A 1442-nucleotide genomic window follows, 5' to 3' on the forward strand; every position below is an offset into this window, starting at 1 on the left:
ATAAACAAAACTTCTTACTATTATTTAATCAATATATCTATGTAAGTCAATTTGACTTCAACAATGATTGACTTACATAACTATGTCACTTCCTCATACGCAGATCAATTTAGCTATTACTATTAAACATCTTATCTTCTGATTTCTGCTTTATAACTGCCTACATACATCAGCCTGTGCCAAGAGTGAGAATTGCGTATAACGTTTTGGATTTGCGACGTTTCCCAACCTGTAGAAGGAGGTGCTCATGCCCTGGCAAGGGCTAATGTGCCGACTGTCGCGACGCGCTTAGGTTGGGGAATGTGTGAGGGTAATACTCATAAAGGCATTGTGACTCTAGCCCGAACTTTTCGCAAATCTTTTGTTAGAAGATGTTCTCCTCCCTCTACAAATGTTTTTTATTACTCCTAAGAGCTTTTACTTCATCATAAGAATCTTTAAACCTCATAACCGTATCATTATTAATTAACTTACCAACTACTCCAACTGATAGGTCAACGCCAATATTATTTTTAAAATACTCCGTTAATGAGTCTATAATAACCTCTGCGACTGAAATAATATTTTCCCAATTTATTTGAGATACAAAACTTTCTAGGATATCTTCTTCAGAAAATTCCTCTTCAGGAGTATATAAATTTTTTAGTACATAACTATCATCAGTATGTTCAATCTTGGTATAGAATCCCCCACATCCAAATACACCACAACTACAAGTAAAATACTCATAAACTCCTTCTATTAGAAGAGACTTGAAAAATTCATGAATATCAAGAATATCTTCAAAAATTCTGTTATCAACTGTAACCTGAATTAAAATTACATTAGTAGTATTACTAGCTGGACTATCATCATATTTTATTTTTATATCACATTTCATCACACTATCATCCTCTAATATAACTTAACTTCCCAATCCTCAAAAGGTGGTTCAACTATGTATGTACTATCAACATATCTTCTAATATGTTGAGCTGCTCTTTTTTCAGCATATTTAGCATTTAGTACGATCCCATTTTCGTCCATTTCTATAACATTTGCAAATATTGCATAGGCTTGTTCCAATGCACTTGGCTCATGAAATATGCAGGAATAATCTATACTATCTAACAGAGGATGTCCTACAGTTCCATTGGCAATCCAATAAGAAAATAACCGTAGTGCCCCACTAAATGAGTTACTTAATTTTTTCATTGTAAATCCTACTTTCTTTTAAATTTAGTAACACTGATATACTCACCTCTATAACCCACCATACCCAATTATTCTTCATAAGGAAATTCACACACACTCTCTCATGTAAAAGGAAGAGAATGTCTGCTAACGTTCACTTGTTTCCGACGTTTCTCAATCTTAGAGGTGTTTGCTCATGCCCTGATAGGGGCTAATGCGGACGCCGTCCCGACGGGCTTAGGTTGAGGAATGTACGAGGGCTGACCTTA

Annotated in this window: 2 protein-coding genes; both read right to left on the reverse strand. The window is 35.0% G+C overall.

Annotated features, from left to right (window positions below; all coding sequences use genetic code 11):
• Window positions 1–385: 385 nt before the first annotated feature.
• On the reverse strand, window positions 386–880 hold the full coding sequence (locus C1Y58_RS26230) for a hypothetical protein (protein WP_105620110.1): 495 nt from the start codon (window positions 878–880) through the stop codon (window positions 386–388).
• Window positions 881–894: 14 nt separating this feature from the next.
• Window positions 895–1194 (reverse strand): DUF7677 family protein, encoded by a 300-nt coding sequence (locus tag C1Y58_RS26235; protein WP_105620111.1) that lies wholly within the window; start codon window positions 1192–1194, stop codon window positions 895–897.
• Window positions 1195–1442 lie beyond the last annotated feature (248 nt).

This window comes from Vallitalea okinawensis (assembly GCF_002964605.1).
Lineage (GTDB): Bacteria > Bacillota > Clostridia > Lachnospirales > PQDH01 > Vallitalea_A > Vallitalea_A okinawensis.